Origin of the sequence: Bradyrhizobium sp. CB82, assembly GCF_029714405.1 — a bacterium.
In the GTDB taxonomy this organism is placed as follows: domain Bacteria; phylum Pseudomonadota; class Alphaproteobacteria; order Rhizobiales; family Xanthobacteraceae; genus Bradyrhizobium.
Genome location: NZ_CP121651.1, coordinates 244,419 through 271,400, shown reverse-complemented (window position 1 = coordinate 271,400; position 26,982 = coordinate 244,419). Strand labels below are relative to the sequence as shown.

The 26,982-nt window shown below is 60.9% G+C and carries 22 protein-coding genes and 3 pseudogenes; 11 read left to right on the top strand and 14 right to left on the bottom strand.

Annotated features, from left to right (window positions below; genetic code table 11):
* Nucleotides 1-436: 436 nt before the first annotated feature.
* The 8 genes and pseudogenes from QA640_RS45130 to QA640_RS45095 all read right to left on the bottom strand — a co-directional run.
* Nucleotides 437-825, bottom strand: a pseudogene (locus QA640_RS45130) (transposase); the annotation flags it as partial.
* Between the two features lie 123 nt (nt 826-948).
* Nucleotides 949-1,350, bottom strand: a complete 402-nt coding sequence (locus QA640_RS45125) for a GFA family protein (RefSeq protein WP_283043733.1) — start codon at nt 1,348-1,350, stop codon at nt 949-951.
* Nucleotides 1,351-1,482: 132 nt separating this feature from the next.
* Nucleotides 1,483-2,055 (bottom strand): LysR substrate-binding domain-containing protein, encoded by a 573-nt coding sequence (locus QA640_RS45120; RefSeq protein ID WP_283043870.1) that lies wholly within the window; start codon nt 2,053-2,055, stop codon nt 1,483-1,485.
* Nucleotides 2,056-2,949: 894 nt separating this feature from the next.
* On the bottom strand, nt 2,950-3,444 hold the full coding sequence (locus tag QA640_RS45115; protein ID WP_283043732.1) for a lactoylglutathione lyase family protein: 495 nt from the start codon (nt 3,442-3,444) through the stop codon (nt 2,950-2,952).
* Nucleotides 3,441-4,445 (bottom strand): ABC transporter permease, encoded by a 1,005-nt coding sequence (locus tag QA640_RS45110; protein WP_283043731.1) that lies wholly within the window; start codon nt 4,443-4,445, stop codon nt 3,441-3,443. The genes QA640_RS45115 and QA640_RS45110 overlap by 4 nt, the downstream gene beginning before the upstream one ends.
* Entirely contained in the window at nt 4,445-5,947 is a 1,503-nt protein-coding gene (locus QA640_RS45105) for a sugar ABC transporter ATP-binding protein (protein ID WP_283043730.1), read from the bottom strand. Before QA640_RS45105 ends, QA640_RS45110 begins: the two co-directional genes overlap by 1 nt.
* 232 nt (nt 5,948-6,179) lie before the next feature.
* Nucleotides 6,180-7,217 (bottom strand): sugar ABC transporter substrate-binding protein, encoded by a 1,038-nt coding sequence (locus tag QA640_RS45100; RefSeq protein WP_283043729.1) that lies wholly within the window; start codon nt 7,215-7,217, stop codon nt 6,180-6,182.
* A gap of 78 nt (nt 7,218-7,295) precedes the next feature.
* Entirely contained in the window at nt 7,296-8,168 is an 873-nt protein-coding gene (locus QA640_RS45095) for an SMP-30/gluconolactonase/LRE family protein (RefSeq protein ID WP_283043728.1), read from the bottom strand.
* Between the two features lie 206 nt (nt 8,169-8,374).
* Between QA640_RS45095 and QA640_RS45090 the strand changes: the two genes are divergently transcribed.
* From QA640_RS45090 to QA640_RS45065, 6 genes are all read left to right on the top strand, one after another.
* Nucleotides 8,375-9,094, top strand: a complete 720-nt coding sequence (locus QA640_RS45090) for a GntR family transcriptional regulator (RefSeq protein ID WP_283043727.1) — start codon at nt 8,375-8,377, stop codon at nt 9,092-9,094.
* Nucleotides 9,094-10,647 carry a sugar ABC transporter ATP-binding protein gene (locus tag QA640_RS45085; protein ID WP_283043726.1) on the top strand — a complete coding sequence of 518 codons (1,554 nt, stop codon included), beginning with the start codon at nt 9,094-9,096 and terminating at the stop codon, nt 10,645-10,647. The genes QA640_RS45090 and QA640_RS45085 overlap by 1 nt, the downstream gene beginning before the upstream one ends.
* Nucleotides 10,644-11,633, top strand: a complete 990-nt coding sequence (locus QA640_RS45080; RefSeq protein WP_283043725.1) for an ABC transporter permease — start codon at nt 10,644-10,646, stop codon at nt 11,631-11,633. The genes QA640_RS45085 and QA640_RS45080 overlap by 4 nt, the downstream gene beginning before the upstream one ends.
* A gap of 108 nt (nt 11,634-11,741) precedes the next feature.
* Nucleotides 11,742-12,749: a substrate-binding domain-containing protein gene (locus QA640_RS45075; protein ID WP_283043724.1), complete on the top strand. Its 1,008-nt coding sequence runs from the start codon at nt 11,742-11,744 to the stop codon at nt 12,747-12,749.
* Nucleotides 12,750-12,830: 81 nt separating this feature from the next.
* Nucleotides 12,831-13,817, top strand: a complete 987-nt coding sequence (locus tag QA640_RS45070) for a C-terminal binding protein (RefSeq protein ID WP_283043723.1) — start codon at nt 12,831-12,833, stop codon at nt 13,815-13,817.
* A gap of 26 nt (nt 13,818-13,843) precedes the next feature.
* Nucleotides 13,844-14,521 carry an RraA family protein gene (locus tag QA640_RS45065; RefSeq protein WP_283043722.1) on the top strand — a complete coding sequence of 226 codons (678 nt, stop codon included), beginning with the start codon at nt 13,844-13,846 and terminating at the stop codon, nt 14,519-14,521.
* Nucleotides 14,522-14,719: 198 nt separating this feature from the next.
* On the opposite strand, the gene QA640_RS45060 is transcribed toward QA640_RS45065, so the two are convergent.
* The 6 genes and pseudogenes from QA640_RS45060 to QA640_RS45035 form a co-directional block, all read right to left on the bottom strand.
* On the bottom strand, nt 14,720-15,178 hold the full coding sequence (locus QA640_RS45060; RefSeq protein WP_283043721.1) for an AAA family ATPase: 459 nt from the start codon (nt 15,176-15,178) through the stop codon (nt 14,720-14,722).
* A gap of 487 nt (nt 15,179-15,665) precedes the next feature.
* Nucleotides 15,666-16,079, bottom strand: a pseudogene (locus QA640_RS45055) (helix-turn-helix domain-containing protein); the annotation flags it as partial.
* A gap of 220 nt (nt 16,080-16,299) precedes the next feature.
* Nucleotides 16,300-17,391, bottom strand: a complete 1,092-nt coding sequence (gene ugpC, locus QA640_RS45050; RefSeq protein WP_283043720.1) for a sn-glycerol-3-phosphate ABC transporter ATP-binding protein UgpC — start codon at nt 17,389-17,391, stop codon at nt 16,300-16,302.
* Between the two features lie 76 nt (nt 17,392-17,467).
* Entirely contained in the window at nt 17,468-18,319 is an 852-nt protein-coding gene (locus QA640_RS45045) for a carbohydrate ABC transporter permease (protein WP_283043719.1), read from the bottom strand.
* 3 nt (nt 18,320-18,322) lie between these two features.
* Nucleotides 18,323-19,252, bottom strand: a complete 930-nt coding sequence (locus QA640_RS45040; RefSeq protein WP_283043718.1) for a sugar ABC transporter permease — start codon at nt 19,250-19,252, stop codon at nt 18,323-18,325.
* Nucleotides 19,253-19,322: 70 nt separating this feature from the next.
* A complete protein-coding gene (locus QA640_RS45035; protein WP_283043717.1) occupies nt 19,323-20,633 on the bottom strand; it encodes an extracellular solute-binding protein in 1,311 nt (436 codons plus the stop codon).
* 508 nt (nt 20,634-21,141) lie between these two features.
* Between QA640_RS45035 and QA640_RS45030 the strand changes: the two genes are divergently transcribed.
* From QA640_RS45030 to QA640_RS48505, 5 genes and pseudogenes are all read left to right on the top strand, one after another.
* On the top strand, nt 21,142-22,200 hold the full coding sequence (locus QA640_RS45030; RefSeq protein ID WP_283043716.1) for an IS110 family transposase: 1,059 nt from the start codon (nt 21,142-21,144) through the stop codon (nt 22,198-22,200).
* An 819-nt stretch (nt 22,201-23,019) separates the two neighbouring features.
* On the top strand, nt 23,020-23,283 hold the full coding sequence (locus tag QA640_RS45025; protein WP_283043715.1) for a hypothetical protein: 264 nt from the start codon (nt 23,020-23,022) through the stop codon (nt 23,281-23,283).
* Nucleotides 23,284-23,719: 436 nt separating this feature from the next.
* Nucleotides 23,720-24,074, top strand: a pseudogene (locus QA640_RS45020) (transposase); the annotation flags it as partial.
* A 1,374-nt stretch (nt 24,075-25,448) separates the two neighbouring features.
* Nucleotides 25,449-25,754, top strand: a complete 306-nt coding sequence (locus QA640_RS45015) for a hypothetical protein (protein WP_283043714.1) — start codon at nt 25,449-25,451, stop codon at nt 25,752-25,754.
* Nucleotides 25,755-26,192: 438 nt separating this feature from the next.
* Nucleotides 26,193-26,636: a low affinity iron permease family protein gene (locus tag QA640_RS48505; protein WP_349253782.1), complete on the top strand. Its 444-nt coding sequence runs from the start codon at nt 26,193-26,195 to the stop codon at nt 26,634-26,636.
* Nucleotides 26,637-26,982 lie beyond the last annotated feature (346 nt).

Genomic DNA, 26,982 nt, shown 5'->3' with positions numbered 1-26,982 from the left:
AATTGCAAGCTCAGCTACAAAGAAGGGCTGAAGAGCGCGTTTCCGGTGAAGCCTACCTCCAGCGCTATCGCCGCCGCAGGCACCTTGCCCCAGCCCCGGCGTTCGACCGTCTGGCGTTGGTCGAGCAAAGCGCGCTGCGCTGCCGCTCAATCGGGCATTCAAGCGGGAGCGGTAGTCCGCTCTAGATCGCATCACAGACTGCGGCCGGACTTTCCGCCAGTTTCGTGAGGGCCATGTGTGGACGGCTCCAGGTTGGCAAGGAGAATCTTCACTTGCAGCATTGGTCGGAGCAGCCATGTGTTCGGCCTGTTTGCGCGGTACACAGATGACCGCTGGCCATAATGCCCTCCGCGGATCGGGTCCCGATCAACAGCACGCATCCGAAGATGCCTTGGCCATATGGGTTGTCCTGATCGCCGGATCGACCGGCGTAGGCGCGGATCGAGTTGATCACGGCAGTCTGCTGGCGGATGAAGAGATGGCGCGCTCGATGAAGCATCAGACAGCTCTGTTGCTCGACCGTCTTGGTCGGCACGAACCGCATATTGGGTCGCGTGACCGCCTCGCAAATCGCCTCCGCGTCGGTGCTGTCGTTCTTCTGCCGCTTGACGTAGGGCTTCACATTGGCCGGCGGCATCAATCGCACTGTATGCCCAGTGTCTCCAGCTCACGGGACCAATGGTGCGACGATGCGCAAGCCTCGATCCCCACCAGGGGCGGCAGCTTCTGGACAAATACCAGGACATGCCGGCGTCTCAACTGGCGGCGTATGATCACCTGACCGGCTGCATCAACGCCGTGCACTTGAAAGACCGACTTCGCGATGTCGAGCCGATTGTCGAAATTGACTGCATAGGCTGCTCCCCCGAATCTTGGGAGCCTCAAACGGCGCCCGCTCCTTGGCACTCTAGTGCCCGTGGAGGAGCCATTCACAGCATCATTACCGGACTATTCTCCTCGATATCCGCCGTGATCCAACAAGAGCATGTGTGCGAGCATGGTCGGCCGGTTGGGGGTTCCGTCGAGCTCGAGGGCGTGCTCCTCGTAGAGAGTCACGCCGGCCGGTAGGACCACGCCCCTTTGAGCCGAGCGCGTGAAGATATGGCGGCAGTTGTCCTTGCTGCACTCGAACCAGTTGGGATCGTCGAACGTGCCGCCGCAGATTCCCAGGATGTCGGGGAAGCGCTCCAGATCGAGGCAGATGGTCGTCGCGCACCTGCCGCAGAAATTCAGCGTAACGCGCTTGCCGCTGGTGTCGGACCGATGCTCATAGGTTTTCGGTGGGATTCCGTGGAATATGACGTCCTCTCGTTTGAAGATCGGTTCGACCAGGTATGCCGATCCCGTCAATCGCTAGCAGAACGTGCAGTGACAAATAGTGACGCGCAACGGCTCCGCCGTTATTCTGTAGCGGACCTCGCCGCACAGGCACCCTCCTTGATGAACAATCGACATGACGGCTTGTCCAAAGCGGTTTTGCGGTCAGGCATTCCTTGATGGCGACGGGGATGACGGGCTCCTTACCACGGACGCCTGTTTCAGCGAGCCAAAGAGCCAATTCCGGAAGGACAGCATTTCCGGACGCGGTGCCGTGGCGTTGGACCTAACGAGGAAGTAGCTCACGTCCAGCGGCAGCGCGATCTTGAAGGGACGGACCAGCCGACCTGCCGCCAGGTCCCCCTCGGCCAGCACGACGCGCCCGAGCACTACGCCGACGCCATCGATCGCCGCCTGCATGGCCACCTCGGCAAGGGTGAATTTGGCACCCCGGTGCGCGGACACATGCTTTGCGCCCGCAAGCGCCAGCCATCTGTCCCAGGCGGAGTAGTCGCCGCCACCGGGTATCGACATGTCATGAATGAGCCGATGTTTTCGCAGGTCGTCAGGTGTCTTCAGGCGTCCTTTGCCCTTGAGCAGTTCGGGCGAACACAGAGGGGTCAAGGCCTCGTTGAACAGCGGCTCGGCATGAAGTCCCGGGTAGCGCCCGTGGCCCAACCGAATGGCAAGGTCGACGTTGTCGCGCTTAAAGTCCGCGAGGCCGACCGTGGCCGAGATTCGCAGGTCGATATCGGGGTGCCGGTCATAGAAGCCCGGTAGCCTTGGTAGCTTGGGGGCCTAAATGAAATCGCGTCTCATTACTAGGAAGTCATCCGCGCTCCGGCAAAGTCATGCGGCGATAAGGCTATTCCATGAAGATGATACGAAGCGACCATAACGCTGGCTTTGGCGGCGGAGAGCCAAATGCCTCACGTTGAGGCGCCTTACCTCCATGGGCGGCTGAAGGCACGAGCATCACCTGACGAGGTAGATATTTTTAATGACTTTAGGAATTGGTTGAAGCACCTCAGACCACCGGACGAGATTGAAATACGAATTTTGATGCTGCATTAGCCCTCGTGCGGGCAGTCACGAAGTTCAAGGCCGTCTTCAACGAAAGCTCTCACCTGATGGATGAATTTGCGGATTGGATCAGGCAAAAGGGCGGTCCTTCTCCGGAAACAATCTAGTGACCTGTGGCCGCGCTTCGGCGCATCAAGATTTCGGCGTGATCAATCCAGAGCAAAGCATCGTTCGCAATCACAAAGCCAGCGTTCTCAAGCCCCATTAATTAACGCAACGTGATCCACGTACGGCAGATTGCGCGCAATCCAACGGCAGTTCTCTGAGATCATCGGGGCTGTCAGAACGTGAAGGACGACTCTGACCTCAACGACCGACTTCTATCCAGTTGCGCGCCCGGCATTCGCGAGATCTACCACCCTAACTACTACGCCGTCTTCCTCATCGATCCCAGCGGAAACAGGATAGAAGCAGTGACTCGTAATCAGCCGAGAACGTGGACTTGAATGGTCAATCCACCTCGCGAGCGCCCATTGACTGCCGCCGGTTGCGTGTGATGCACGCCCCACGCTGATGCCCGCGATTGCCGAAACAGCCAGCGGGACGCGCCTACAGGTAGGCGCCGGCAGAATAAGTCAGTTCATACGAATGCGAATAGATCTCGACGATATTGCCCCAGGGATCTTCGCAATACACCATGCGGTAAGGCTTCTCGCCAGGATAATAATGCCGAACTGGCATGCGCTGTTTGCCGCCATGCGCGACGATCTTGTTGGCAAGCGCTTCGACATCGGGATCGGTGATGCAGAAATGGAAGATGCCGGTCTTCCAGTATTCGAGATTGTTTTCAGGTTTGACATTGTTGGGAAATGCGAAGAGCTCGATCCCGATCTTGTCCGCCGTGGCCAGATGGCAGATGCGGAAGCTCGTCCAGTCGGGACCGAACACGTCGGTACACATCATTCCTATGACGCTGTCGTCCTTGCTGATCGTCGTCGGCTCCATGATTGGATAAAGGCCTAGCACTTCTGTGTACCACTTGAACGCCGCATCGACGTCGGGAACGGACAGTCCAATATGATTAAAGGCGCGCGGATAGCTCATGGATATTCTTCCTCCTTATTCAACGCGCGGCCCGCTGGCCAGCGCAACCTGGCAAGAAGCCGAATGCGGCTGATCTCGTTACGCCACATGTCGATGCCAACGGCGAGCACGATGATCACGCCGATCACGACGTTTTGTGTCGAGGTCGCGATGGCGTTGAGATTTAGCCCGTTCTGGACAATGGTGATCGTGAGCGCTCCGAACAGCGTCGCCACCACATCGCCGCGACCGCCCGCCAGGCTTGCGCCGCCAATCACCGCGGCGGCAATGGCCTGCAACTCGAGGCCGGCGCCGTAGTTAGGGGAGCCCGAGTTCAAGCGAGCAGCCATCAGCACAGCCCCGATCCCGGCCATGAAGCCAGCGATGACGAAGGCATAGAGCTGCGTGCGACGAACATTGAGGCCGGAAAGATATGCCGCGCTGGCATTTCCGCCGACGGCATAGATGGCGCGGCCAAGTCGCGTGTGGCGCATCAGCCAGTGGGCGACAGCGAAAAAGACAACAACGTAGACGAGCGGCAACGGAATGCCGAGGATATGGCCGTAGAACAGCGGCTCCAGGCGGTCGGAGGCATCAAAAACCGGCGAACCGTTGTTGAACATGAAGGCGATGCCGCGATAGGCGCTGAGCCCGGCAAGGGTGGTGATAAAGGCGGGAATTCGCAAATAGGCCGTCACGATGCCGTTGACGCCACCGAGGACCGCACCGAAAGCCAGGGTGAGCACGATCGCCGCCCAAAACTCGACGCCCCAGAATTTGAGCATGCTGGTCAGCAGAATCGTGAGCAGCGCGATCATGGAGCCGGGACTGAGATCGATGCCGCCGACAAAGATCACCAAGGTCGAGCCAATTGCGACCAGCGCGATAATGCTGACCTGCAAAGCGAGATTGCTGAGATTGCCGGGCGTGAGAAAACGATCGGTCGTGGACAGAACGATGAGCGCGACAGCCACTGTTGCGATCGCAGGCCCTGTGAGTGGATGGCCGAGGTAACGTGGCATCAGGAATCCATCCGTTCGGCGGTGGTCTCCAGCAGATCGGCTTTGCTCAGTTCACCGGCCTTAGCGAAACGGGCGATTCGCCCATGCTGCACGATCGCAATCCGGTCCGACATCGAGAATAACTCCTTGTCGTCGGAGCTGATCAGGATCACCCCCTTGCCGGCGCGGGTCAGCTCATTGATCAAATGATAGATTGCCACCTTAGTACCCACATCGATCCCCTGTGTCGGCTCATCGAAAATAAAGACCTCCGCTGCCGTGCCGAGCCAGCGCCCAAGCAGCAGCTTTTGCTGATTGCCACCCGAGAGGCGATCGACCAGGTCATGCTCCGCCTGAGGCGCGACCCGTAATCTCTCGATCAAGGCTCGACTCACCCGGCGCTCGTGCTCGAGATCGAGCCACAGACCGTGATCGTAATCGCCGAGCGTCGCGGTGGTGATGTTCTGGGCGCCCGTGAAGTTGAAAAACAGCCCGTCGGTCTTGCGATCCTCCGCCAACAGCGCGATCCCGGCGGCTATCGCATCCGCGGGGGAGAGGAGCCGCAGTTTTCGCGCATTACGACGAATCTCACCGCCGACTAGCCGATCGACGCCGAACAGCGCCCGAGCGATCTCGCTCCGTCCCGCTCCCAGCATGCCGCCAAGACCGAGTACTTCGCCACGAAGGAGCGTAAAGCTCACCCTCCGCACGCCACGCTCAGTCGAAATATCCCGCACTTCCAGTAGCGGCTCTCCGGTATTCGCTGAGGCCTTGCTATAGTGCTCACGAACCTGCTCGCCGATCATCAGCGTGATGATTCCGGCAACGTCGAGGGGCGTCGCGTCGGCCGCGCTGACAATCCGGCCGTTGCGCATGACGGTCACAACGTCCGCGAGACGTACCACCTCGTCAAGCCGATGTGAGATATAAAGAATCGCGGCGCCACCATCGCGCATACGCCGCAAGAGGTCATGAAGATGATCTGCCTCGCGCACCCCGAGCGCAGTGGTTGGCTCGTCGAGAATGAAAAGGTTCGCGCGCGCTGCCATGGCCTTGGCGATCTCAATCATTTGGTGCTGCGCCTTGGAAAGATCGCGTACCAGTGCATCAGTTGCAATCTCGATGCCGAGCCCGTCGAGCACCCTCTTCGCGATGTGGTGCATCGAACGCCAGTCGACGCGGCAGGCACCGCCCGGCCAGCGGCCGAGCAGGATGTTTTCGGCAACAGCCAAATGGGGAACCAGGGAGAATTCCTGGAACACGGTCGCGATGCCGAGAGCGCGGGCGGTGAGTGGACTATCCAATTGAACCGGCCTGCCCGCACATAGCACCACGCCGGAATCTGGTTTGTGAGCACCGCAGAGAGTTTTGATCAGTGTGGACTTGCCCGAGCCGTTCTCGCCAACCAGCCCATGAATCTGCCCGGCTCGCAGTCCGAGCGACACATCGTCGTTGGCAACGACCGGCCCGAATGTCTTTCGGATGTTGCGCAGCTCCCAGGCCATGCCCTCTGTCATGCTCATGAGCGCTCCGGCGCGCTTTTTCGCCCGCTTTGGTTCTTGTCGAGGACCGAACGCAGTTCCGACATCGCGATCCAGCTTCCTCAAGCTGGTGGAGCGGATTTGACATTCGCTGCCCCCTCTCCCCGCGGACTCGGAAGCGCTCCACCAGCATTTATATTTGCTAGTGGTCCTTCGATTCTAACAATCGCAAACGAGCCCACCCGAACCGGGTGCAAATGTTCGAATCGGACCACTAGTATTTCTTCGACGGCTTTGGATAAAGCACTTCGGGGTGGCGCAGGACGTCGAGCACGTTGCTCTTGTCGACGATGCGTGTCGGCGTCTCGACCCAACCGCCGGGGTACTTGTTGTCGAGCACGTCGGCCGTGACCTGCAAGACGACCTGCCCCATGACGAACGGCGTCGTGTCGACCGTGGCGGTGACGATCCCCGCCGCGATCGGTTCAAGCCCCGCGCCGGTGTCTCCATCATTGCCGAACAACAGAAGATCCTTCCGACCCAGCGCCTTCGCCGCCTGCGCCGCGCCGAGAATCTCGTAGTCATTGGCGGCAAAGATCAGTTGGATTTCCGGATGCGCCTGCAGCATGTCCATCGCCGCGGCATTGCCGCCTTCGACGTTCCACTTGCCGTCGAGGCTGGAGGCCACCTTCAGCTTCGATCCCTTGATCGCGTCGAGAAATCCACCGACGCGCTCGGTTGAATGATAGCCGGGCTGACCTTCAAGAATACCGACCATCATCGGCTTGTCGTCGACCAGCTTCAGGGCGTACTCGCCCTCGTTGTGCGTCCCATTTCGCTGGGAGTAGCCGACGACCGCGTGAATCGGGGTCGGAAAATCCGCGATGTCGGAATTGACAATCACAACCGCGATGCCCTGGGCCACTGCTCGCTTGACCAACGGTGCAGCGGCGTGCTCGTCGTGCGTGGAAAGGATGATGGCCGCAACTCCTTGATTGATCACGTCCTGGATCATCCCCATCTGGCCATTGATGTCGGCGCCGCTTTGTGGCGCGAGCATGAAGGTTTCGATCCCGCGTTTTGCAGCTGCGTCCTTAATGCCCTCGCCGATAGCGATGTAGTAGTTGAATTCAGTCGCCGGCGGCATGTAGGCCATCCGCGCACTCTTGGCGCCCTTGAAGGCTTTGATCGGAGCTTGCGCTTCCGGTTTCAGCGGCTTGGGCGCGGGATACTCATCGGCTCGTGCGCTACTCGCCATCACCAGCGCGAAGATGGCGGCGGCGACCGCCAACACTTTCCTTCCTGGAGCCATGACTTCCTCCCGTTTTGATGTTCGAACTGTTCTTGCTCGTTCGTTCCTTGTTCGCTGTCTCCGAAGGATATTCCCGCTTCAGCCACAAAATGCGCAGTCCGCGATACCCCTTACGCCCGGCGTGATCGCAAAGAGCGCGCCTGATTGCGGCTCGGCCGCGAATTGCTCGGGCGTCATCAGATAGCGCGCCGTGGTGATGTAGAGCGTGTCGAGGCCATCGCCTCCGAACGTCACGCAAGTCGGATTGAGGACCGGCATCGGCACGATACGGTCGACCCGTCCGTCCGGCGCGAATCGCACCACGCGACGCCCATTCCACTGTGCATTCCAGATGAAGCCTTCGGCATCAATGCAGGACCCGTCTGGTAGGCCCGGCTGATCGTCGAACCGATTGAGGACGCGTCGGTTGGTGACGGCGCTTGTTTGACCATCGTAATCGTAGGCCCACATAGTGCGCGCCGGTGAATCGGCGAAATACATCGTTCGCCCATCCGCGCTGAAGCAGATGCCGTTTGCGCAAGCGACGCCGGTAAGCAACGTCGTCACGCGATGATCTTGGTCAATCCGAACGACGCTCGAGACGAACTTCCCTTCCCGTTCGTCGAATCCGCCCGCAACCAATCGCCCCTGGCGATCAGTCCGGCCGTCGTTGAGGCGCGTGTTGGGGTTTTCGGGTTCGAACGCAACCAAATCCTTGCGTTCTCCGGTTGTCGGATCGTAAAGCGCGAACCCGCTGGCGAACGCAACGATCAATCCATCGTTCGCGCGTGGTGCGAGGCAAGTGACACGCTCCTGCGCCTTGTGGGTAGACGTCCGCCCGGTGGCCGGATCGAGACTCCAGATTTCGCTCGCCTCGATGTCGACCCAGTAGAGATGTCGTGCTGCTGGGTCCCAAGTCAGCCCTTCGCCGAGGATGTTTTGGCAATCGACGATGAGATGCACTTCGCTCATCGGGCTTCGCTCCGAAGGAACACACCGCCGCACCGCTCACCTGCAGAACGCCCGCAAGCATAGGCCGCACCCTGCCCTAAGGTTGACTGATATCTTAGATCTGATACCTTTTCCTTTAGATCTGCTATATCACACACCGGCCGACGGAAGAAGCCATTTTTTCAACAGCTCACGTTGGTGCCACTAAAGCGAAGGCATCTCAGCACATGGTCTCTCTCATCGAACGCCCGGCTTCTCTTGCGGCAATTGCGCTGCAACAAATCCGAACGGCCATCATCGAAGGAACGCTGCCGATTGGTTCAGCTCTTTCCGAGAGTCAGCTCGCTGCCTCCCTCGGGATCAGCAAGACGCCGGTGCGCGAAGCACTGGCGCAGCTGCGAATGGAGGGGCTCGTCACCATCGTCCCGCAATCAGGAACCTTCGTTTTCACTTTGAGTGCGGTGGAGGTGATCGAGATCTGTGAGCTCAGGCAGACGCTGGAAGCGGCCGCTCTCCACCTCGCGATCGAGCGCAATCGCTCGCAGCTTGTCGATGGTCTCGCCAAGGTCTGCGCTCAAATGGATGAGGCGCGTGCTGCCGGCGATGAGCGCACGTATCTTCGGCTCGACAGTGCTTTCCACGAGCAGTTCTTCGCCACTTGCGGCAACCGCTACTTTGCCGATACGTATGGCCGCATTGTGCCGAAGGTGGCGGCGCTGCGGACACATCTCGCCACACGCCCCGATCACACTCGCCTGTCCTATGAGGAACACAAGCAGATCCTCGACGCCATCCGGCGAAAGCAGGAAGACGAAGTGATGGTCATCCTCGACCGCCACATCGAGCGCACGCGATCTGCCTATACGCGCAATATCGAAGACATCGCCGCGGCCGATTCCACCTCACGCGGGCCGCCGCCGCTCGCAATGATCGGTTCGACCCGATGATGACCGCCGAGGCTCGCCTTTCCCCTGATGCCGACCGCCAACCGCGGCTCGCACTCCGCGGCCTCAGCAAAGCATTCAACGGCATTCCCGCGGTGATTGACCTCTCGCTCGACGTGTGGCCAGGCGAGATCCATGCCATCGTGGGCGAAAACGGCGCGGGCAAATCAACGCTCATGAACATGGTCTCCGGCGTGTTCGCGCCGGATGCGGGCGAGATCCGTTTCGACGGCACACCGGTCCGTCTCGCATCACCACGCCAGGCACAGGACCTCGGCATCGGCACAGTATTTCAGGAGCTCAGCCTCGTCCCCGCGGTCAGCATTGCCGAGAATATCTATGCCAACCATCCACCGACCTTGCCGGGCGGAATCATGCGCTGGGGCAAGCTCTACGATCGCGCGCGAAACCTGCTCGCCGAACTTGGCGTGGAGGTAGACGTCAGCCGATCGGTCGCTTCGCTCGACACGGCAACGCGACAGCTCGTTGAAATAGCCAAGGCTTTGTCGCTGCGTGCGGGCTTGCTCCTCCTCGACGAGCCGACCTCGGCGCTTACGTCGCGCGAGGTGAACAGGTTGTTTACTCTTCTCCGCCGGCTGCGGGGTCACGGCATAGCGACCATCTACATCAGCCATCAAATGAGCGAAATACTGGCAATCGCCGACCGCATCACCGTCATGCGCGATGGGCAAAAGATCGGGACTTGGCTCGCTGTTGCGACCTCGGCGGACGAAATCGTCCGCCACATGGTCGGCTGCGACATCGCCGAAGACACAGTAGCTGAGCCGGTTCTGACAGGCGCCGAGCGGCTCAGCGCGCAGCATTTGTCGGCCGATGGGCATTTCCGCGAGATAGGATTGTCGCTTCATGCAGGTGAGATCGTTGGCCTTGCCGGCCTGTTGGGCTCGGGGCGCAGTGAGCTGGGTCGGGCGCTCGTCGGAGCGCGCACAGTCAACGCCGGCCGCATCCTGATCGACGGCCGCCCCGTCAATCTCGGGAGCATTGGCACGGCGATTGAGCACGGAATAGCCTATCTCCCCGGCGACCGTAAAACCGATGGCCTCTTCCTTGACAGGTCGGTTGCCGACAACATCATCGCCGCGTCGCTGTCGCGCGTATCGCGCTTCGGTCTGGTCGATCGCGCGCGGGAAAATGAGCTGGCCCGCAGGGCCGTAAGCCGGTTGCGTATCCGAAGCATGGGCCTCGAGCAATCGATCCGACACCTGAGTGGCGGCAACCAACAGAAGACGTTGCTTGCGAAATGGCTTGCGACCGAGCCGCGCATCCTGATCGTCGACGAGCCGACGAAAGGCGTGGACGTGGCGGCCAAGGTCGAAATCCACGCCGAGCTCCGTCGCCTTGCCAGTAAAGGCGCCGCACTTCTTGTCATCTCTTCGGACCTGCCCGAGCTCATTGGTCTATCGGATCGCATCTTGATCATGCGCGAAGGGGCAATCGTCGAAGAGCTTTCGCGCGCCGAGGCGAGCGAAGACAAGGTGATGGCTCTCGCGACGGGGGTTGCTGTGGCGCCGCGAACCTCGGGAGGCTCACAATGAAGGCCCTGCAGGATTCCATGCACTGGCCGCGCCGAAGGCGGGCCTTCAGGCTCGGACGGGTGGTCGAAGCCCGCGAGATCACGCTGATCGTCCTGATCGCGGCCGTCGTGACCGCAATGGCATTCGTGAGTCCGTATTTCCTGACAGCCGCCAATTTCCGCGCAATGGCCATCGGCCTCGCGCCGACTGCAATCATCGCCGTGGGCATGACCTTCCTCCTTGTGTCCGGAGGTTTCGATCTCTCGGTGGGCTCCGTTCTCGCACTGACCGGTACCGTGCTCGCGCTGCTCGTGGTCAAGGGCCTGCCGATCCAGATCGCGCTGGCCGGGACGATGCTGGTCGGAGCGGCGATAGGCGCGATCAACGGGTTTTTGGTGACCCGCGTCGGTGTCAATCCGTTGGTCGCTACGCTCGGCACGCTTTCGGTCGCCCGTGGCATTGCGCTGGTGCTGACCGACGGCTTCTCGGTCAGCGGCCTGCCCTCGTCCTTCGGCTTCGTTGGCAGCGCGGGAATTGCTGGCATTCCGCTGACAGTCTGGATCATGGCGCTGATCGTTCTGATCGCGGACCTTGCGCTTCGCCATACACGTGCACTGCGCCAGCTCTATTTTGTAGGGGCCAACGAAGCGGCAGCTCGACTGTCCGGCATCCCGGTCGACCGCGTGCGCGTTTCCGCCTATGTCGCCTCCAGCCTGCTCGCGACCCTTGCGGGCATGCTGCTCGCCTCACGGCTAATGGCTGGGACGCCCACCGCCGGCAATGCGCTCGAACTGCAGGTGCTCGCAGCTGCGGTCATCGGCGGCGCTAGTCTGCGCGGCGGCGAAGGCACGGTGCTCGGCGCCTTTTTGGGCGTGATATTCGTGGCCCTCATCAACAATGCGATGATCATGCTCGCCGTCTCCATCTACTGGCAGATGGTGGTCACCGGAATCGTGCTCACTGTCGCGGTCGCGCTGGACATGCTCGTGCGCGGCCGGCCGCGCTGAGATTGAATGTTCTTCGAATCCAGGTTCGCTCAGGAGGACACAGCAAAGATCAAGCGTACTTCCGATTCGGGACGCTCGTGCATCACAACGATCATTCAGGAGGACACGATGACCGAGATGGATATGACAAGACGTCACCTCTTCAACATGGCCGGGGTGCTTGCCGGAGCGGCAGGCGCCGGGCTCCTGGCGTCGAACGATGTCCGCAGCAAGGCCAATGCAGCGGAAGCGAAGGGGGAGTATGTGTTTCTTTCGATCGTAACCCAGGTGCCGTTCTGGGTCGATCACAAGCGCGGTCTTTCAGACTCGGGCAAGCAGCTCGGCGTCACCACCACCTTCACCGGCCCGCTCGATTTCGATACCGCCGGCCAGGCGCGCCAGCTTGACGAGATCGTGGCCCGCAGGCCCGCCGGAATCCTTATTTTTCCGGGGGATGCGGCCACCTTGGCCCCGGGCATCGACCGCGCAGTCGAAGCCGGCATTCCCGTCGCTACCATCATCGGCGACGTGCCGAACAGCAAACGGTTCTGCACGCTCGGCATCAACGGCTTCGACGCAGGCCGAGTTGGCGGCGAAATGCTCGCGCAGGCGATCGGCGGCAAGGGCAAGGTGCTGCTGGGGACCTTCCCCGCACCGAACGTGCTCGACCGCGTCGAAGGCTACAAGGCGATCTTCAAGGAAAAATATCCCGAGATCACCGTCGTCGATGTGGTGAATGACAAGGCCGATCCCTCCTACGCACCGACCGCTTACGCGCAGGCACTTCAAGCCCATCCCGATGTCGTCGGGATCGGGGGCACTGATGGTGACAGCGGTAAGGGCTCCGCCATCGCCGTCCGAGATGCCGACCGGACCGGAAAGGTGAAGATCGTTGCGATGGATCGCAACGACGACATGCTTCCCTTCATCGAGGACGGCACGATCTACGGCTCGGTTGCGCAAAAAAGCTATGCCGAGGCCTATATCGCCACGCACCTCCTCTATTGGCTTAATGCCAATGACATGAAGGTGCTTCCGGACTGGAAGGCGGCCGGCATCGATCCGCTGCCCGAAAAGATCCAGACCGGCACGATGCGGATCACTCGAGAGAACGTAAGACTGTTCAAGCATACCTGATGGTTCCAGCGAGGCGCGAGCGATTGGCCCGGGCTCGCGCCGCTGGGCCGTCTCGCGAGATGACGCAGCGACGGAGGTCGCATGGCGAGTTTCAAAGTCTACGTCAGTGACTACGATTACCCCGATCTCGCGATCGAGCAGAGCGTGCTGGCGCCCATTGGGGCCGAGGTTATCGGCCTGCAGTGCCGGACTGGCGAAGGTCTCGCCGAGCAGGCGTCCGATGCCGATGCTATTCTGCAGCAATATGCCAGGATACCGCGCGAAACCATCGAGCGCCTGACGCGCTGCAAGGCGATCTGCCGCTACGGAATCGGAGTCGACATCGTCGATATACACGCCGCGCATGAGCACGGAATCGTCGTGACCAACGTGCCCGACTACTGTCTCGACGAGGTTGCCGACCACGCGATCGCTCTCGGCTTTTCTCTTCTTCGTCGACTCTTCCAATACGCCGCCGCGACGCGCAGCGGGCGCTGGCACTGGAGCGCGGGTGGCGGCTCCATTCGTCGCTTCCGCGGGCTGACTTGCGGCCTCATCGGCTTTGGCCGAATCGCCCAGAACATGGTCCACAAGCTCGTTCCGTTCGGCTTTTCGGTGGTTGCCTGCGATCCTTACGTGTCGGCGAGCTACATGCGGAGCTTCGGCGTTCGCAAGGTTGAGCTGGATCAACTGCTCGCTAACGCCATGCTGGTGCACGTCCTCTGCCCCTATACGCCCGAGACCCATCACCTTGTCGATGGCGCGGCGCTCGCCCGCATGCGCCCCGATGCTGTCCTGGTGAACTGTACTCGCGGCAAGATCGTCGACAACGCGGCGCTCTTCGAAGCACTCGCAGCGGGCCGGCTCGCCGGCGCCGCGCTCGACGACATCGAGGAAGAACCGGCAAAGCTCGAGCACTGGACGCCAGAGAGCAATGCACTGCTCCGGCTCGAGAACTGTGTCATCACGCCGCATGTCGCCTACGTCTCGGACGAATCCCTGAAGGAGTGCCGGCGGGTGGCCGCCGAGAATGCGCGGGCCGTTCTGCTCGGCCAGAAGCCAATTAATCCGGTCGCGCCCCAGACGTGATTTGCTTTCTCGAAGGAGACTCAGCCATGAGCTTTTATGAAATCAGAGAGATGCCCCGGCCCGACGATGACATCATCGCTCAGTATACCGACATTGCGCAATGCTACAGCGCGTCGTGCGTGTTCGCGGACGTTCAGGGCCGCGCCGGCGTCATGCACTCCTCGATCAAGCCAATCTTCCCGTGCACCCTCGTCGGACCCGCCCTCACGGTCAAGCTTTCGCCCGGCGATCTGCAAGATCCCTTGAAGGCGCTTGAGATCGGAAGATCCGGCGATGTCATCGTCGTCGACGCCAACGGCGAGACTGAGATCTCGGTGGTGGGCGGCCTAATGGGGGGTCTTGCGAAAAACCGCGGCATCGGCGGCATGATCGTCGACGGCGCTGGCCGGGACATTGACGAATTGCGCGACATCGGTTGGCCGATTTTCACCCGCGCCGTCACCGCGCGCGGCACGCATACGATGTTTTCCGGTCGCAAGGAGGATCTATCGCTCAATGTGCCGATCGTATGTGGCGGGGTTCAAGTCAATTCTGGCGACATGATCGTGGCCGACGAGATCGGCATCACCGTCGTGCCGCAAGGGCGCCTCGCCCCAGTGCTCAAGCTCGCGAAGGAGCAGGCCGAACGCGAGGCAGCCACCCGCGAATGGGTGAAGCAAGGCAAGACAATCGAGGACCTGCTGCGCGAGTTCGGCAGGATTTGACGAAGTATTCAGGTCTGCCGCGGTCCAGCCGGCATCCGATAGCTTGGCCGCATGTGGAGCCAGCTTTTAACTCATAAGGTGTGGTCGCAAATGGAGTCAGTCGCCAACTGATAAGGTTTCGAGCAAAAGCTTATCAGTCTTCGAATGCATCTACCGAATTGTGCTGACTTAATGTATGCTTCGGTCGACTTCGCTCTATCATCGCATCTCGTCTTCTCCATTTCGCGTCCCAAGATCGACCACTTCGATATCGACTCTGCCATCTCCCGAGAGTGCAGCATCTGCGTGATCGGCAAACAGCCGATGATATTTGTCGACGAGCCCCTTCTGCCCTCTCCAACCGCCGTCACGTTGCTTGTCCTCGAGCGGCCGATCGATGAGGGCGCACTTCTTTTGCACATCGGCCGGAGCTATCGCCAATTGACGAAGCCGATCATCCGGCTCGATATGCATCGCATCGACGATCACGGATCGACCGTTGCCGAGGACCTTCGCGCTTCGCATACGCACTTCATGGAAAATCTCGGACTGCGCGCCCCGCACTTCGCCGTCCGGGTTTCGTTCCCCTCTGATTTCGTCCGAAGAGATCACCTCGATCCCCTGCTCGGCCGACCAGGTGGACTTCCCGGCTCCGGAAGGACCGACCGTGAGCGTCATGCTCTGTCCGCAGCGCGGCCAGTTCCAGCCCGGGATGTCGAAGTCGACGTCGCCGATCGTCGCCTCGTAGAAGTCGGAGAAGCGTGAGACGACCTCCGGATCGATCAAGTCGACGTGAGGGACCTTGTTGCGTATCCAACCCGCCTGGCTCAGCAGACCGGCTTCGTTGGGACTGAGCAGGTCTTTCGTGAACTCCTTCTCCAGCGACGCAGCTGCTTGCGGTCGAGACCGTCGACGATCAAGCCGCGGATGGACGGCGAGGTCGGCTATTCTCGATGTGCACTATCTCGGTCGTGACATTCAGCTCGCAGAAGCCGCGGTGCTGAAGCTCGAAGCGAGAACAAGCCTGTAAACGGTGGTGTAAACGGTGCTCGTTTTGCCGTTTGCCCAAACCGCTAAGTGATTGATTTATATGGTGGGCGCACCAGGGCTCGAACCTCGGACCCGCTGATTAAGAGTTCAAAACCGGCGCCTCTGGGGCCACCCCCTGTGACAGCGGCGTGCCGCGCGCACGATGGCGCGGCCCGCAACCGCGTTTGACCAAACCGTGCCGATCGAGCACCGCGTGGATCGTGCTCTTGGCCGGCACCCGAAGATCGCCATCCAATCGCCGAACCAGGAGCTCGCGGATCTTGCGCGCGCGCCAATGTGGCTTCGCAGCCTTGAGCTGGACAATCAGGGTCTCGATCTGAGCCGGCAACTGGTTGGCATAGCGTATCGGGCGTTTGGAGCGGTCACTCAGCGCCTCAAGCCCGTGCTCCTTGTAACGGTCAAAGATCTTGGAGCCGGTCTTGCGCGAAATGCCGAACTCCCGGCACACATCCGTCATCGCCTCCCCGTCCAGGAGACGAGCGACAAAGCGCAGACGCTCTTCCATCACCGAACTCGCTTTCCACGGCATCGACACCTCCCGCGGAACAAAAGCGGAAAGTGTAACCCATGTGTCCGGTACGTTCTGTCACCTATGTCTCGGGCCGCTCACCCAACAGGATTTTCCGGAGTTTCTGATCTCGGCTGCTTAGTTTTCAGAAAGCCCCTACAGCGGGTCTTATCGGCGATGTGGCTTGGAGCGGGAGAGCGCTACAAACGGTCCCCCCCACCCAGCGCCGATTGTATCGGCACTAGATTGCCGCCTCGGTCTTCGCGTCGAAAACGTGAAGCTTCGAAGGGCGCATGGCGATGCGCAGCTTATCACGCACCTTCACCCGCACGCCCGGGTCGATGCACGCAACCATGACACTCTCGCCGACCTTCATGTCGAGCAAGATTTCCGAACCAAGTTGCTCAACCACCTCGACCACAGCATCGAAGCACGGGTGGCCGAGATCGGCTGTGTCCGCCACGGTGAGGTCCTCGGGACGCACACCGAGCATGACCTCATGGCCGATATGGCCGCGCAGGCGCTGCGCCGTCTCGTCCGGCAGCTTGATGCGCAAGCCGGAGTTTTCGGCGATCAGCGAGCCATTCGCCTCGATCACCGTAACGGCCGCGAAATTCATCGCAGGAGAGCCGATGAAGCCGGCGACGAACTTGTTGGCGGGCTGGTTGTAGAGCTCGAGCGGCTCCCCCACCTGCTGCACCACGCCGTCCTTCATCACGACGACCCGGTCGCCCAGCGTCATGGCCTCGACCTGATCGTGGGTCACGTAAATGGCCGTCGTGCCCAGGCGCAAATGCAGTTTCTTGAGTTCGACGCGCATCTGCACCCGCAGCTTGGCATCCAGGTTCGACAGCGGCTCGTCGAACAGGAACACGCGGGGGTGGCGCACGATGGCCCGGCCCAATGCCACGCGCTGGCGCTGACCGCCGGAGAGCTGGCGCGGCTTGCGCTTCAGCAATTCGCCGATGCCGAGGATATCGGCCGCCTCCCGCACGCGCTGGTCAATCTCGGGTCTTTCGAATTTGCGCATCTTCAGGCCGAACGCCATGTTGTCGTAGACATTCATGTGCGGGTAGAGCGCGTAGTTCTGGAACACCATGGCGATATCGCGGTCCATCGGCGCAAGCCGATTGACCACGTTGCCGTCGATCGAGATATCGCCGGAGCTGATCGCTTCAAGCCCGGCGATCATCCTGAGCGTCGTCGTCTTGCCGCAGCCGGACGGTCCGACAAACACCACGAACTCCTTGTCGCGGATCTGCAGATTGACGTCTTTGACAGCGTGCACACTGTCGTAGAACTTGTTGATCCCCTTGAGGACGACCTGTCCCATTGGCTCTCACCTGCCTCCCGACGCTCTGCGCGCATTCCGCGCATGAGCACTTCTCAATCCCGTTCGATCCGCGTGGTCAGCCTTTCACCGATCCGGTCAATCCTGCGACGTAGTGCTCGACGAAGAACGAATAGGCGATGGCAACTGGGATCGATCCGAGCAGGGCGCCGGCCATCAGCGGTCCCCAGAAGAACACGTCGCCGCGGATCAGCTCCGATGTGACGCCGACCGGCACGGTCTTCTGCGCAGGCGAAGACAGGAAGACCAGCGCATAGATGAACTCGTTCCATGACAGCGTGAATGCGAAGATGCCGGCCGAGAGAATGCCCGGTATCGCCACCGGGATGACGATGTAGAGCATGGCCTGCCAGCGAGAGGCGCCGTCAATGCGCGCGCATTCCTCAAGCTCCTTGGGCACTGCCTTGAAGTAGCCCATCATGAGCCAGGTGCAGAACGGAATAAGAAAGGTCGGATAGGTCAGTATCAGCGACCAGGGGGTGTCACCCAGCCGATAGTTGCGGATGATCTCGGCCAGCGGAATGAACAGCAGCGTCTGGGGGACCAGATAGGTGATGAAAATGCCCGTGCCCAGGCTGCCAGCAAATGGAAAATTCAGCCGCGACAAGGCATAGCCGGCGAATACGCCGCAGACGAGCGAGATAGCCGTTGACGCGAGCGCGATGAACGTCGTGTTCCACAGCCACGATGCAAACAGCGTCTCCTCGAACAGATATCTGACGTGGTCCCAGGTCGGCTTCCAGGTCCAGAACGGATTGTAGTTGATCGAATTCCAGGGCCGGTAAAGCTCGCCATCCGGCCGCACGGAAGTGATGACCATCCAGTAGAACGGGAACAGCAGAAAGAGCAGGAACAGCGCCATCGGGACGTAGAAGAAAACCCACTTTTGCCACCACGCGCCTTCGATCATGGCTCAGCGGACCTCCACGCGGCGGATATAGAGAAGCTGGATGATGACGACCAGAAACAGGACCGGAAACATCGCAAGCGAGATGGCGGCGCCCTCGCTCAAAAGGCCGGTGCCGATACCGATCTGATAGGCGTAGGTGGCGAACAGGTGCGTTGCGTTGGCCGGTCCGCCGCCCGTCATCACGTAGACGATCTGGAAGTCGGCGAACGTCTGAATCACCGAGAACAGCACCACGACCATGGTCACGGGCAGCAGCAGCGGCCAGGTGATGTACCAGAACCGCTGCCACGGCCTGGCGCCGTCGATCGCAGCGGCCTCGCTGAGTTCGGGGCTGATGGTCTGCAGACCGGCGAGCAGGCTGATGGCGAAGAACGGCACCCCGCGCCAGATGTTGACGATGATGATCGAGATCATGGCGAGGTCCGGGTCGCCCAGCCAATTGATCCGGCCGGTGATCAAGCCGAGATGGTAGAGGAGCCAATTGAGAACGCTGAATGTCGGGTCGAACATCCACTTCCAGGCAAAAGTCGAGAGCACGGTCGGGATGATGAAGGGCAGCAGGATGAAGGCGCGGGTGAATGCCTTGCCGCGGAAATTGCGATTGAGCAGCATGGCCAGCCACAGCCCGAGCGACAGCTTGAAGACCGTGGTTACACCCGTATAAAGGAACGTGTTGTAGACGGAGGTGCGAAAGATCCCGTCATTGAAGATCTTGTAGAAGTTGGCAAGGCCGACGAACTCGCCCGGAACGCCGACGCGCGAGTTGGTCACCGACAGCAGGATGCCGCGCATGAAAGGATAGGCGATGAACATGCCGAGCAGCGCCAGGGTCGGCATCAGCAACACGAATGCGAGCCAGCGCTCGTCCTCAAGCAGCCGGAGCCTGGGCCGCGGCGCCTGCGGCATGTAAACCCGGGTTTCTGCGATCGCCATTTCGCTTCATCTCATATGCCGGTCATGCGGCAGCAATTTCGCAGCCGCACGGACCGGTGAGGGCGCAGTTTCAAGTGTAGATCTTCTTGAGTTCGCCTTCCGCCCATTTCACGGAGTCCTCCGCCGACGCGCCCTGGATTGCCTTCGCGTACATATCGACGATGATGTACTTGGTCAGCGCCTCGGCCGCCCGCTTGCCTGCAGGGCCGGCGAAGCCGGGAGCCTGGCCGAGCTTGCCTGCGACCTTGAAGGGGTCCATCACCGGATCGGCGCCCCACAGCTCGTGGCTTTCCCAGTGCGCCGTCGGCGGCGTGGCAAAGCCCTTCTGTGAGATAAACCACTTCTCGTAGTTTGCAGGCTTATGCAGCCACCTCAAGAGGTCCTTTGCCGCCTTCTGGTTCTGCGAGTAGCTCATCAGCATGTGCGAGAAGAAAGTATGCAGACCGAACTGCCCATGTGGTCCCCTGGGCAGAGGCGCATGCAGGATATCGGTCTTCAGCTGCACACCCTTCTCGGTAATGTACTTGTCCGGATTGCGCAGCGATTCGATGTAGATCGACGCGCCATTGAGCGTGGACGAGATGGTCTGCGACAGGAACGCGCGGTTGTTGCTGGTGTCGTCCCACGCCAGGCCGCCCTCGTCGCAGGTATCCTTGTAGAAGCTCGTCATGAACTTGATGGAGTCGATCGTGTTCTTGCTGTTGATCGCCACCGTCTTGCCGTCGGCCTCCACCTCCTTGCCGCCGTACGACCACAGCAGCGGATAGACGAACGTCGGCGGGTCGCCGAACGAATGGCTGACAGCCTGACCGAACGGATGCCCCTTGGCCTTCAATTTCTTGCCGGCGTCGTAATAGGCTTCCCACGTCTCGGGAAATTTCGTGACCCCGATCTCTTCGAACCAGGACTTGCGGTACGCGTTCATGGCACCGACGATCGTCCACGGCATCGAATTGAATTTCTTGCCGTCGCTGGTAACGGCACGCGAGTATTTGTAGAGCCCGCCTTCCCTGCTCGAGACTTCCTCAGCGAGATCGCTGAGGTCGACCACGCTCTCCGCATAGAGCGCGGACTGGTTGTTGAAGATCATGATGAGATCAGGACCGCTTCCCGATTGAATCGAGGCGGTCACGCGCGGCTGCAGGTCGTTACCGTTCACGGTCTCCAAATTGACCTTGATTCCGAGCTCTTTCTCCGCCGCAGGCAGCAGTTCCTTGCGCAGCAGTTGATCGGAAGCGGGCACGAAGTCGTTCCAGCGCAGCCAGTGGACCGTTGTGCCCTGGGCAAAGGCCGGCGCGCGGCCGGTGGCCAGGATGCCAGCCAAGCCGCCAGCGAGCGCGGTGCCGCCCTTGAGGACGTTGCGTCGGGTTACCGTCGTCATTCATTCCTCCGTTGGTAATGGTGGTGCCCTGCGGCCGGTCTGACGCCAGCTTAAAGTGACTTTTCAGACTATCGCGCCTCCACGGTTGAACGATGCGCACGCTTTCGCGTGCACAGCACGTTGTCTCGACGATCATTTATTGGTGTCCCCGCACTTCTAGCGCTGGTGGCGGTCGCGGCGCGAGCCGGGGTGAATCCTTGGCAGGGCAGGCTCTGCAGCCGGCGGATGATCCTTACGGCCATATCGGCACCTCCCGCGCAGCAGTGGTGTGCCGTCGCCGAGCGAGTTTTCCCCGTCTTGTATAAAGCTTTGGTACCCTGATGCTGGCGCGGCGCCATTGTCGCCGGTCGCAGCAGGAAATCAAGTGCTCCTTTTGACGCCGGCTTCTGTCTCGTCTCGTGAAGTGACCGCCGTCTTCCCGGAAGTCTGATATTGGGATGGTCCGGCCGTGCTCCAGCCCCGCCAGTGACAGAAGCTGGCTCGGGACAGCGAAGACAAGGAGCCCGCCATGTCTCAGCAATCCAACTGCGCAATCGCCGTGATCGGCATCGATATTGGCAAGAACTCATTCCACGTCGTAGGGCACGATCAGGGTGGTGCGATCGTGCTGCGACAGAAATGGTCGCGCGGCCAAGTCGAGGCGCGACTTGCCAACCAGCCACCGTGCCTAATCGGCATGGAGGCCTGCGTCGGCGCCCATCATCTCAGTCGCAAGCTGCAGCTACTCGGCCACAATGCCCGGCTGATGCCGGCGAAATACGTGCGGCCGTATAGCAAAGGACAGAAGAACGACTTCCGCGATGCGGAGGCGATTGCCGAGGCGGTGCAACGCCCGACCATGAAGTTCGTCGCGACCAAGACGGCCGATCAGCTCGACCTGCAGGCGCTGCACCGCGTCCGCGAGCGCTTGGTCGGTCAACGTACCGGCATCATCAATCAGATCCGTGCGTTCCTGCTGGAGCGGGGCATCGCCGTGCGGCGAGACCTGCATTCCCTGCGGTCCGAGTTGCCAGGTATCCTCGCGACGCGCACCGATGTGCTCTTGCCTCGGATGTTGCGCATCATCGAGGATCTGGCGGGCGACTGGCGCCGACTGGATGCGCGTATCGAGGGGCTATCTGGCGAGATCGAAACGCTGGCCCGTCAAGACAAGGCCTGCGAGCGACTGATGACGGTGCCCGGCCCGATCATCTCGAGCGCAATGGTGGCCGCGATCGGCACCGGAGACGTGTTCTCGAAAGGCCGCGACTTCGGCGCCTGGCTTGGACTGGTGCCGAAGCAGATCTCGACCGGCGACTGCACGATCCTCGGCAGCATATCAAGGCGCGGCAATCGCTACCTGCGCGCGCTGTTCGTGCAAGCCGCGTGGGTCGTGCTGGTGAGGGTCAAGTGCTGGGAGCGCTATGGCCTCAAATCTTGGATCGAAGCCGCAAAGAAACGATTGCACCACAACGTGCTGGCGATTGCGCTCGCAAACAAGCTCGCCCGGATCGCCTGGGCGGTTCTCAACAAGGGACGCGCCTTCGAATGCGTCAAGACCGAGGCGACGGCGTCCCGACCTACTTGATCCTCGCGCCGTGCCCGGGGCCGTCAAGGCGCAGCCTGGCAGGGGGTAGAGCCAGACGTCGGGACAGCACGACGGCCGGCCTTGACGGCCCCTGCGCGCGGCGCGTCTGCGCGCGCAGGCCGGGACGAAGGAACGACCGCCAGGCACGAACAAAGGAACAGCGCGAAGTGAGGAGCTATCGATGACGTAACAACACCCTTACCCGCCGAGGTCTGCGAGAGGATGAGACGACGATGGAGGATCGGTCTTCCCGGCGCATGCGAATACTGGTGACCCAAATGGCCCCGGTCGAGGCCTGTCCGGTAATGAGATCGCATGCGCGCTGATACCCATGATGGCCCGGAGCATAACACGCTCCAAGCAGAGGCCGGATACATTGATGCAAGACCGTATCTGCCCGATCGACTCAAAACTCTTGCAACGCATGGCCGGACCATACATGTGGGTCATTCTCGACTGAGCCAGCCGGTCCTGCCTGCCATATGATGTCCGCTTTGACCTGAAAGCGACCTGGTTGTTGCACGCACGCGAAATGACGCGATGGGACAACAGGCGACATTGAAGGCTTGCCTTGGAGACCGCCAGAGGCCTTCGATCTTAACGCCGCGCGGTCGTGGTCCAGCGTGTCCAGCTCGACCTCAGTTTACCGGACCCGCCAGGTTATTAGTTCAGCACAACTCGCCGTTTGAGCAATCGAGCGTGCGCAAGCCGCCCCGTCCTATGCGAACGCGAAGGACCTTCTGAAAATAGCAATCGGAGCCAGGAAAGGTTCGGAAGTTCGCGCGTTACCGGACCAGAGCAACGCACTGGAGGAGACTTATGCGAACCTCAATTCTCGCGATGATTGTCGTTGCCGGAAGCGCGATGGCCTTCCCTGCAACGGCGCAACAGCAGCAGGTCGCACCTAGTGAGCAAACCAAGGAGCAGATGCACCGTGATGCAGACAAAGGGCTCAAGACTAGCGAGCCCAACGAGCAGATGCAGCGTGAGCAGACCACGGGTTCGAGTAGCCAGACTGGCGCCGCAAAAGGTCTCGACAAGAGCGGCCAGCAGCAACAGCAGCCGGGCGAGCGGCGTCAGTAAGCACGACGTTCCCTGAGTTCAGGTCAGTACAGCGCTAGCGATCGCTCACGTCCGCGGACAGCTGCGTCAAGCTCAGCCTGACCGTGGCGCTCAAAGTGGCCACGCCGACACTTTCGTTTGGGCCAGGTACGGACCAACGCCTGGACAGATCAAAATCTCTCGGCGCAGGTTCAGAGCGCGGGTTAAGCGGAAGGGCCATGAGCACTTCGTCGTAGTATTCGGTATTCGCTACCGACCTTCAAGGCTCGCAAAGCGACGCACCTTGAGCGAAATCGTCGGAGCGGACACAACTACCTTGGTCATGAAGTTCGTATAGGTGTGTTGATGTGGGTTCCGCTAGACTGTATGTCCCCTCCACAAAATGAGGTGACTCACCCTCGATGTTGCGACGAGGGTTACCCGGATGGACGGGCAGAGCCTCAAACAAGGAGGGGCGAGTCGTGGGTCATCATACCGAGGTCTTTGTCGGAATCTACCTGGGTTTCGTGCCCTCGGAAAACTCGACCGGCGACAAGGTCAAGCGCGGCGGCATCACCAAAGCCGGTAATGGGCGGGCGCGACGTATTCTTGTGGAGGCAGCCTGGAGCTATCGATATCCGCCGCGCGTGAGCCGAGACAAGCAGCCAAAGGTGGAGGCCGCACCGAGAGGCGCGCGCGAGATTGCGTGGAAAGCGCAAACCAGATTGTGCGGACGCTTCCGCTCACTCGAGCGGAAGGGCAAGCGGCGAACCGTAATCGTCACGGCGATTGCCCGAGAGCTATCCGCCTTCATTTGGGCGATCAATCGCGAGCTCATGTCACCTCGAGTCGTGAGGTGCGCTCGACCGGCCCACAGCCCCCTTTGTTGCAATCAAGTTCAGGGGGGCAGTCGCAGACATCAATCGTGCAGAGGTGAAGGTGGGACCACGGCAGGGGAAATCCTGAAACCCATTATGTGGCCGATCATCCGATCGACGCCCGACGCTAGACCAGGGACAGCCCCAGACGAAAAAACGGAAATGCGGTATCCAACCCGCGCATCAGAGCCTGTTCACCGACGTCTTTGGGTCCCGCCTTCTCCTCTGCACGATCCATCGGCACAAAAACTTCACGATGAGTCCTCGTGGAGATGGGAAACCGTGCGCTGTGTGCTTGACTGGGGACATCAGAATGGAATAGTCCGGCCGTGCTCCGGCCCCGCCAGCACGAGAAGCTGGCAAGGGGCGGCGCCGGTCAGGCAAACCCAGACCAAAGTCCGGTCTACCCGTGACAGCGGACGTATCCACACCCGCGAGGCTCAGTAGCCCCGCCGAGATCCGATCCCCAACAGATTGACAATTTGCGAGCGGCATCGGCTGGCGCTTTGATCAGCGGCATGCCCCCTCTCACCCGCCGCCGAGACCGCAACGCCCGACAAGAAAGCTGGCTGATCTACTACGGCGATGTCCACGTCGGGAGCATCGGCCTGCGCGCCGGCAATCCGACTGAGAGCGACCCATGGCAATGGCGCTGCGGGCTTCTATCCTGGATCATGCCCTGGCGAATGTGCGTCCGGCACAGGCGCGACATTCGAGAGCGCAAGAGCCGCGTTCTTGGCGGCGTGGGTGGTGTTCTTGTCCAAGCGCACGGAGGCCGATTTCGAGGCATGGCGAGAAGAGCGCGATTGGACGGTGCGGAAGTATGCGGCGTGGGCGGTGATAGTCCGGTGAAACGACAAGTCTGGGCTCCTGCACCTAGCGCACTGGCGGCGACTCAGCATATCGACAGCCCCATGAAGTATGCCGACAACCGCCCTTACGCAGACCCCGAAGCCGCCGCCCGCAAGCTGGTTGAGATGAGTTCGGCGCGGGCATCAAGCATGCCGTCGAGCGTGGGTGGCTCGAACTGCACGAGTCCGGCACCTATGTCCGGCTGTTGAAGACAGAGGCCGCCGACTGAGGCGCCGTAGAAAGCGAGGCCCGGCATTGGAGGCTAACCCAACCGGACCTCGCGGTCACCTAATCCCCCGGGGGGAATCAGCAACCGGCCAATAAGGCGTCATGGCTAGCTGACGCCCGCCTGACGAAACTCCTATTAGGACATTGAGGGGCTTGCGTGGCTGATCTCCTTCGGCGATGACGCCCATCCAACTGCGGTTCAGGCCAGCGCTGCTACGCTACATCACGAATTCAACTATGGAGGCTTCGATGGGAAAGCCTATTGCCATTCTACTCTCTTCCGCGGCGTTCGCCGCACTTGCCGCGACCGGCGCCATGCCGATCGTGCCCTTGACTGCGCCAACGTCGGACGTCGAGCAGGTTCGCTGGGTCTGCAACGAATGGGGGCGCTGCTGGCACCAGCGGGACTATTACCGTCCCTACGGTTACTATCGACGCTATGATGATGACGACGAGTGGCGAGAGCGCTATCGGTACCGCCATAGCTATGGCTATTACGGTCCACGCTGGGACCATGGTTGGCGCCGCGGTCGGGAGGATGACAACGAGCAATGAGGCGCCGGCGCCCCGGCGATGGATATCGATTGCGTCCGCCTGTCCAAATGACAAAGGCCGCCAACTGAGACGGCGGCCTTACCACGCCTCATCCTTTGGGAACGGCTCGTAAGCCGGAGAGTGCTTCCCGGGATTGCATCAAATCAGCAAGTCTGGCTGCGGCTCGATCTATTCTGCGAAGGGCTTCCGACTGCTGGAGGCAGAAGCGCGTCATACTGAGGTCACGTCGCGCGGCCCACACCTCGTGCAACATATGATCGAGCGCCTCCGCGACATTGTCCCCGGCCACGGTGCGGCGCACGGGCCTGCGTTGATTAGCCATGAACTACTCCTCCAGATGATGCTCGTCCGAAGTCCGCGGCCCCTTGTCCCATAGTCGGGACGGTCCTGCTTTGTAGCGAACTCGCCCGCTGCTATCCTTGGATCGCCGAGGCTGCCTTGAAAAACCGGCAAAAACATTTCGCTATTGACGTCGAGGCCGTCATCCTCGGCGTCGACGGCACCTCCGATTTTAACGCGGTGCACTCTCGCAAGCACGACCACGAAGTCCAGCTTTTCGCCTTCGATCTCCTGGCGATGGAGGGCGATGATCTGCGGTCCCTGCCCCTACACCTACGCAAAGCCAACCTCGAGCAACTACTGGCGCGGCAGATCGCCTTATGCAACGGACTGGAGTGGCATTCGCTAGCCACCCTCACGACCTGGGGAATGACTCTAGTGATCCAGCGCGCCGAGCACCGCGACACGCAGGCCATCCACGCCAAGTTAGACGAGTTGTTGAAGGTCCACGGCGACGCAAGCAACTCGCTCATGACCGTCGACGATAAACATGCTGAAGAAGTCGAGCGGGAACGCGCAAAAGTCCACTCGTCCATGACATGACATAGGCCCGCCAGCGTGAACCGGCGGACCCTGCTCCAGTTTTCACTTCTTCAGGCAAAGACCAATTGTCGGTGTAGTGCTGCACTTCCTGCCATCCGCGCTGCCACCACTTGGACAGAACACTGAGACAAGCGTTTCACTGCTGTCGCAATTGACGGCGCCATCGGCCTGCACCGCCCGAATATTGACCGCCGCCGGATCGCCCTTGTCTCCCTTGTCACCTTTTGGCCCCTGCGGTCCTTGTGGTCCTTGCGCACCGGCCGGGCCCTGTGGACCTGGCACACCCTGAATCCCTTGGGCACCCTGCGGGCCGGCCGGGCCCTGCGGTCCTGGATCACCCTTTGGT

Excerpts from the sequence above, each read along its gene's own strand:
- ugpC (WP_283043720.1), bottom strand. The coding sequence starts at position 17,391 with ATGGGACAGGTCGTCCTCAAGGGGATCAACAAGTTCTACGACAGTGTG.
- QA640_RS45045 (WP_283043719.1), bottom strand. The coding sequence starts at position 18,319 with ATGATCGAAGGCGCGTGGTGGCAAAAGTGGGTTTTCTTCTACGTCCCG.
- QA640_RS45015 (WP_283043714.1), top strand. The coding sequence starts at position 25,449 with ATGGGAAAGCCTATTGCCATTCTACTCTCTTCCGCGGCGTTCGCCGCA.
- QA640_RS45085 (WP_283043726.1), top strand. The coding sequence starts at position 9,094 with ATGACCGCCGAGGCTCGCCTTTCCCCTGATGCCGACCGCCAACCGCGG.
- QA640_RS45080 (WP_283043725.1), top strand. The coding sequence starts at position 10,644 with ATGAAGGCCCTGCAGGATTCCATGCACTGGCCGCGCCGAAGGCGGGCC.
- QA640_RS45070 (WP_283043723.1), top strand. The coding sequence starts at position 12,831 with ATGGCGAGTTTCAAAGTCTACGTCAGTGACTACGATTACCCCGATCTC.
- QA640_RS45030 (WP_283043716.1), top strand. The coding sequence starts at position 21,142 with ATGTCTCAGCAATCCAACTGCGCAATCGCCGTGATCGGCATCGATATT.
- QA640_RS45115 (WP_283043732.1), bottom strand. The coding sequence starts at position 3,444 with ATGAGCTATCCGCGCGCCTTTAATCATATTGGACTGTCCGTTCCCGAC.
- QA640_RS45110 (WP_283043731.1), bottom strand. The coding sequence starts at position 4,445 with ATGCCACGTTACCTCGGCCATCCACTCACAGGGCCTGCGATCGCAACA.
- QA640_RS45090 (WP_283043727.1), top strand. The coding sequence starts at position 8,375 with ATGGTCTCTCTCATCGAACGCCCGGCTTCTCTTGCGGCAATTGCGCTG.
- QA640_RS45035 (WP_283043717.1), bottom strand. The coding sequence starts at position 20,633 with ATGACGACGGTAACCCGACGCAACGTCCTCAAGGGCGGCACCGCGCTC.
- QA640_RS45065 (WP_283043722.1), top strand. The coding sequence starts at position 13,844 with ATGAGCTTTTATGAAATCAGAGAGATGCCCCGGCCCGACGATGACATC.
- QA640_RS45095 (WP_283043728.1), bottom strand. The coding sequence starts at position 8,168 with ATGAGCGAAGTGCATCTCATCGTCGATTGCCAAAACATCCTCGGCGAA.
- QA640_RS45105 (WP_283043730.1), bottom strand. The coding sequence starts at position 5,947 with ATGAGCATGACAGAGGGCATGGCCTGGGAGCTGCGCAACATCCGAAAG.
- QA640_RS45060 (WP_283043721.1), bottom strand. The coding sequence starts at position 15,178 with ATGACGCTCACGGTCGGTCCTTCCGGAGCCGGGAAGTCCACCTGGTCG.
- QA640_RS45025 (WP_283043715.1), top strand. The coding sequence starts at position 23,020 with ATGCGAACCTCAATTCTCGCGATGATTGTCGTTGCCGGAAGCGCGATG.
- QA640_RS45075 (WP_283043724.1), top strand. The coding sequence starts at position 11,742 with ATGACCGAGATGGATATGACAAGACGTCACCTCTTCAACATGGCCGGG.
- QA640_RS45100 (WP_283043729.1), bottom strand. The coding sequence starts at position 7,217 with ATGGCTCCAGGAAGGAAAGTGTTGGCGGTCGCCGCCGCCATCTTCGCG.
- QA640_RS45040 (WP_283043718.1), bottom strand. The coding sequence starts at position 19,252 with ATGGCGATCGCAGAAACCCGGGTTTACATGCCGCAGGCGCCGCGGCCC.